Below are 5586 nucleotides of genomic sequence, written 5' to 3' on the forward strand. Positions count from 1 at the left end.
CCCGGGCCCCTGGCCCCGTCCGAGGTGGCGCTCGCACCGTGGGGCCTCGTCGTCGCCCACCGCGGGGCGGACGTCCTGACGCTGCTGGAGGTCGTCGACGGCTCACCCCGCCCGCTGCGCGACGTCGCCCTGGGGGCCAGGACGCCCCGGCACCTCGCCGTCCTCGGCCACCACCTCTACGTGTGCGCGCAGGACTCCGACGTGGTCGTGCACCTCGCCCTGGGCCCCGACCTCGCGGTCGTCGACCGCTCCGAGGCGGAGGTCGCGTCACCCATGCACGTGCTCCCGCTCTGACCCGCGCCGCGGCCCAGGCCTCCTGCATCCCTCTCGCGACGGGGCCCGGATCCGTTACGCACGACCCTCTTTCGGGGACTGTGCGTTCCCCTTGACGGCCGTGTGGGTGACCGGTGGGATGAGCCCCGGCGTCGGGGGGCGACGCGTGCGGAGGGGCTGGGGGACGACCGTGGTGGTAGGCAGCGAAGGGCGTCGCCGCGGGCGGCGCGGTGTGTGGGGGACGGTCGTCGGCGGTGTCGCGGCCGCGTGCGTCGGGACGGCCGTGGCGGGGCCCGCACAGGCCGCCGGCGGCTACGACCTGGTGGTCACGGACGTGCGGCCGGTGCTGGCCGGCGTGCAGGCGACGGGGTCGCGGGTGGTGCTCCAGGCGACCATCAGGAACGTGGGCGCGGTGGCGACGCCGGCCGGCGTGGTCCACGGCGTCGCCTTCGCCGTGGGCGGGAGGACGGTCTCCTGGCAGGACGTCTCGCGCGACGCCCTGGCGCCCGGGGCCTCGCGGACCGTGACGGCGACGGGTGGCCCCGGCGGGGTGGCGACCTGGACCGCGCAGACCGGAAACCACGCGCTGACCGCCACGGTCGACGACGTGAACCGGCTCCCGCGCGAGACCGACGAGCGCAACAACTCCCGCACCGCGACGCTCGCGGTGACGCCGGTGAAGCCGGTCACGGGCGTGACGGCGAGACCCGCCGTGACGCAGGCGCAGTTCGAGGCCGCACACCCGAGGACGCTCTCCGTGTCGTGGCAGGTGCCGGCGGGGCAGCCCGCCGGGGTGTCGTACGCGGTGACCGAGATCCCTGCCCTGGACGGCTGCCCCGACGTCCCGCCCGTGGCGAAGGGAGACACCGGGGGCACCTCCCTCACCGTCGAGATGACCGCCGGACCGCAGTGCGTGTCCCGCACGGAGGTCTACCGGGGCCGGTACACCGTCACCGCCGTCGGCCCCTCCGGCGCCGGAGAGGCCGGCACCACCGGGCAGCAGACCTGCACGTGGTCCCACTACGACGACCACTACTTCCACCACCAGCAGACCACGCAGTTCGGGTGCGACGGCCAGCCGCAGCTCACCGACTTCGTCGACCCGGTGTGGGCCTTCGTCGACGCCGGGGCGCCGGCCCCGTCGCCGGGATGGGAGGAGGACGCGGGGTTCGACCGCGGGCAGGCGTTCACCTCGACCCTCCCCGGCCTCACGCCGCAGCAGGTCAGCGTGCGCTGGGGCTGGTCGCGCTACGCGGCACCGATCGTGGCGTCGTCGTCGACCGCGTGGACGGTCCGCCTCACCTTCGTCGAACCCACGTTCACCGCGCGCGGCCAGCGCGTGTTCGACGTGTCCGTCGACGGCCGTCTCGTCGCGGACGACCTGGACCTCGCCGCGACGGTCGGCCGCGGCAGGCCCTACGTCCTCGAGGTGCCGCTCACGAACCCGTCCGACCTGGTGCAGGTCACGGCCACCGCCTCCCGTGACCACCCGATCGTGTCGACGATCGAGGTGCTGGGCTACTGACGGCATGCGGCGGGACCCGGCTCGCGCCGGGTCCCGCCGCGTCACCTCACCTCGTTCCGTCCGTCACTTCAGGTGGATGAAGGTGCTGAACTGGTTGTTCTGCGTCCCGACCGTCGTCGTGCGGTGGGAGTAGGCGTCGCTGGTGACGTAGTTGTACTCGTCGACCTCGATGGACCCGTTGCTGTTGACCTTCGTGACGAAGGCGACGTGCCCGTAGGTGCCGCCGTTGCGGACCGCGACGTCGCCGGCGCGCGGTGTGCCCGTCACGGAGATCCCGGCGGCGCGGGCGGCGTCGTCCCAGTGCTCCGCGTTCCCCCAGTGCTGGCCCTGGTAGGAGTTGCTGAACGAGACGCCCAGCCGGGAGCGGACCGCCCAGGCCACGAAGCTCGTGCACTGACCCTTGTAGAAGTTCCAGGGGTCGACCCCCGTGCCCTGCCCCCGGTAGGGGTAGTCGTCCCTGGCCGGGTAGCTGGTGGACCCGCCGGTGCTGCTCCCGAGGCGGTGCGAGGCGTTCTCGTTCTTCAGCCCAGCCTTCAGGTCCGCCCGGTTGCCGGCGCCGACGACCTGGGCCGTGCCCCCGTACCCGCTGTTGAAGAAGACGGTGACGGGCCCGCCGGTGCGGTTCCAGGCGGATGCGGCGTTGTTCTTGACGCACTTCCCCTGGCCGTTGCCGGCGCCCTTGAACTCGTAGCACTCGGGCTGCGTGGCACCGTAGTCGGGCACCGAGCCGGTGAAGTCGGACAGCGAGCCGGTGGTGCCGCTGTTGAAGTAGTAGCAGAACTCTCCGGCGTCGCACCGCCCGTCGCGGGACGCGGCCTGGGCCGGTCCGACGGCGGCGAAGGTGCTGGCGGCGATGACGCACGTGGCGACGGCGGCGCGGACGGTGGTGCGCATGGTGTTCTCCCTGGTCAGTTCGGGTCGGGTCGGGTCGGGTCGGGTCGGGTCGGGTTCGGTCAGGTCGGGTCGGATGACGGTGCGGTGGTGGGGTTCAGCGGGAGCGCAGGTGCTCCTCGTAGGTGACCTTGCGGACGGCGGGACCGTCGTCCGGCCCGTCGCCGCGCAGGCCGTTGCGGCCCTCGTAGTAGTCCCCCACCTGGTCGAGGGCGGCGGGGGACAGGTCGGTGTCGCTGATGGCGACGGCGTGCACGTGCAGCGGCCAGGAACCCTGGGCGGGAGTGCGCAGCCAGGCGGCGAAACCCACCTCCCGCAGGGCCGTGACGGCGGCGCGGCGCTGGGCGGCCGACAGGCGTTCCGCGTCGAGGTCGAGCGCGCCGCCCCCGTCGTGCGTGCCCGCGGAGGTCGGGTCCTCGCCGGGTGAGTAGGACCCCTGCTCGAGGGTGAAGCGGAACCCGCAGCGCTGCTGCGCGGCCTCGGCCATCGCCGCCGTGCGGGCGTTGACGGCGAACCCCTGCAGCGTGCGGCGGGCACCGGGGGACAGGGGGTGCGTCACGGTGAACCGCCCCGCCGCCAGCCGCGTGAGCGACGCGCTCCCCGGGAGGCCGTTCGCCCCCAGGCCCGAGTAGCCGAGGGACCGCTGCCAGGCGGCGTAGGCCGCCCGGGTCCTGGTCCCGAAGTGGCCGTCGACGTAGGCCGCGGCGAGGAGCCCGCGAGCCTGCAGGGCGCTCTCGACCAGGCGGACGCTCGGGCCGCAGCCCGGGGTGACGTCCTCGCCGGCCTTCGCGGGGTCCCACTGCGCCGCCTTCACGAGGGCCTCCATCGACACGGCGGGCAGGGCCGCGGCGGGCGCGGGCGCCGCCGCCGCGGTCAGCAGCGGTGCGGTGCCGAGCGCACCGAGCACGGACCGTCGGGTGAGGGTCATGGGGAACCGGCCTTCCTGTCGTGGCGGGGGGGTGGGGTTCCCGTCGCCGGTCGTCCCGGGGACGAGCTTCCGCGGAGCCGGGGGCCGCGACCAGGGCAGCCCCTGCCCCCCGGCTCGTGCGCCACCGCGCCGGAACCGGTGACGTTGCGTGGTTGTGTCGTGGCTCTTCGCGCGCCAGACTGCGGAGGCCGTGGTGCGGAGCAGGGGGTGGTCCCGTCGCCGGCCCGGCCACCGGGTCGCACGCGCAGAGGGGAGCCGCGGGGTGGACGTCGCGGACGCTGCCGCGCCGGGGGGAGGGACCGCCTTCCTCGTCGCGTGCGCCGACGAGCGGTGGCCGTTCCGCGAGGGCGACCGCCGCCGGTTCGGTCGTGGCGACGCGCCCGACGGGATCACCGTGTGGGAGCAGGTCCGGGCGAACACCCTGTCGGTGACGGCGGGGGAGCTGTGGTGCAGCGACGGGCAGGTCTGGGTGCGGAACCTGTCGACGGCGCACGAGCTGGTGGTCGAGGGTCCGGGCGTGGTCGCGACCGTCCTGCCGCCGCGGTCGCCGGGTGCTCCGGGACACGCGTGCTCGGTCCCCTGGCCCTCGGGTTCCGTGTCGGCGCCCAGCACGGGGGAGTGGCGGCTGCTCGTCCAACCGCCACCCGACGCCGTCCCGGTCGCCGGTCCGGCTGCGCCGCAGCGCCTCCCGGCCGACCTCGAACCCGCGGCGCGCGCGTTGTGCGCACCTCTGATGGCGGGCCGGCGCGACCCGGCCGGGGAGGCCGAGGTCGCGGCGGTCCTCGGGGTCCGGCGGCAGCAGGTGCGCGAGCAGGTGCGGCGGCTCGGCGAGGTCCTCGGCCTGTCCACCGCGGAGGGTTCGCCTCGGCGCGTCGCCCGGGAACTCGTGGCGTCGTGCCTGCTCGGCACCGTCCGGGTCGACGACGTGCCCGAGCGCCACCGGGCCGTGGCGGAGGCGCTGTGCGCACCGCTGCTGCAGGGCGGTCCCGGCGCGGCCACCTACGGGGAGGTCGCCGCGGCCCTCGGGACCAGCCCGCGCATCGCCCGGCGCCGGACGGAGGCCCTCGTCGAGCACTACACCGCTGCAGTGCAGGCCCTCCCGGGCGGGGTCCGGCCCGAGGAGACGCTCACCGCGGCCGTCGCCCGCCTCCTCGTCCACCGCGGCAAGCTCGGCCGTGACCGCCCCGCCGAGGTCGTGGATGCCTGACGAGCAGGCGCGCGGTCCGAGGCCCGGCCCGCCCTTCCCCGCGGGGTTCGAGCCGGTGGGCAACCCGCTCGGCGCGGGTTCCTCGGCCGTGGTGTGGCTGGCGCGGCGCACCGTCGACGGCCGCACGACGGCCCTGAAGGTGTGGCGCGGCCCCCTCGCGGACGACGGGCAGCGGCAGCGGTTCCTGCGGGAGGTGCGCCACCACGCCGAGCTCGCCGCCGTCAGCGGCCACCTCGTCGCCTACACGTGGGCCGAACCCGACGCCGACCCGCCGTGGATCGCGGTGGAGCCGCACGGCGGGTCGCTGGTGCAGGAGCTCGCCGAGCACGGTCGCCCGCCGCTGCCGACCGGCCTGGTGTGGGCCCACGACCTCCTGCTCGGGCTGGCCGCGATGCACTCGACCGGGACGCTGCACCGCGACGTCAGCCCTGCGAACGTCCTCGTCGACCGCAGCCGGGCCAAGCTCTGCGACTTCGGCCTCACTCTCGACGTCGCGGCCTCGACCCGCGACAACGGGGCGGGCACCCCGCGCTACCTCGCCCCCGAGCTGCAGGCGGGCGACCGCCGGCCCGACCCGCGCAGCGACGTCTGGTCCGCGGCGGTCACGGTCCGCGACCTGTTGGGCGACGACCTCCCCGCCGGCCTCGAGCAGACCCTGACCGCCGCCGCGTCCTTCCGCCCCGAGGACCGTCCGGCGACGGCGGCGTCGCGGTGCAGGCGGGCCGCGAACTCCGCCGCCGCGCTCGGGGTCGCCCTCCCGCC

Annotated in this window: 6 protein-coding genes; 4 read left to right on the forward strand and 2 right to left on the reverse strand. The window is 75.7% G+C overall.

Features of this window, described 5'->3' with window-relative positions:
• Together GTR02_RS19230 and GTR02_RS19235 are read left to right on the forward strand one after the other, a co-directional pair.
• Positions 1 to 294: beta-propeller fold lactonase family protein (locus tag GTR02_RS19230; protein ID WP_166609097.1), on the forward strand; the 294-nt coding region annotated here is incomplete at its 5' end.
• A gap of 262 nt (positions 295 to 556) precedes the next feature.
• Positions 557 to 1798: a malectin domain-containing carbohydrate-binding protein gene (locus tag GTR02_RS19235; protein ID WP_166609098.1), complete on the forward strand. Its 1242-nt coding sequence runs from the start codon at positions 557 to 559 to the stop codon at positions 1796 to 1798.
• A 63-nt stretch (positions 1799 to 1861) separates the two neighbouring features.
• Here GTR02_RS19235 and GTR02_RS19240 read toward each other — a convergent pair whose 3' ends face one another.
• Entirely contained in the window at positions 1862 to 2692 is an 831-nt protein-coding gene (locus tag GTR02_RS19240; RefSeq protein ID WP_166609099.1) for a CHAP domain-containing protein, read from the reverse strand.
• Positions 2693 to 2786: 94 nt separating this feature from the next.
• Positions 2787 to 3617 (reverse strand): peptidoglycan-binding domain-containing protein, encoded by an 831-nt coding sequence (locus GTR02_RS19245; protein ID WP_166609100.1) that lies wholly within the window; start codon positions 3615 to 3617, stop codon positions 2787 to 2789.
• A gap of 262 nt (positions 3618 to 3879) precedes the next feature.
• On the opposite strand from GTR02_RS19245, the gene GTR02_RS19250 reads away from it, so the two are divergent.
• Entirely contained in the window at positions 3880 to 4824 is a 945-nt protein-coding gene (locus GTR02_RS19250) for a hypothetical protein (protein ID WP_166609101.1), read from the forward strand.
• The coding region (locus GTR02_RS19255) for a serine/threonine-protein kinase (protein ID WP_166609102.1) at positions 4817 to 5586 on the forward strand (770 nt) is incomplete at its 3' end. The genes GTR02_RS19250 and GTR02_RS19255, both read left to right, overlap by 8 nt.

Origin of the sequence: Kineococcus siccus, assembly GCF_009906795.1 — a bacterium.
GTDB lineage: Bacteria > Actinomycetota > Actinomycetes > Actinomycetales > Kineococcaceae > Kineococcus > Kineococcus siccus.

Coding starts and splice junctions, on each gene's coding strand:
- GTR02_RS19240 (WP_166609099.1), bottom strand. CDS start 2,692: ATGCGCACCACCGTCCGCGCCGCCGTCGCCACGTGCGTCATCGCCGCC.
- GTR02_RS19245 (WP_166609100.1), bottom strand. CDS start 3,617: ATGACCCTCACCCGACGGTCCGTGCTCGGTGCGCTCGGCACCGCACCG.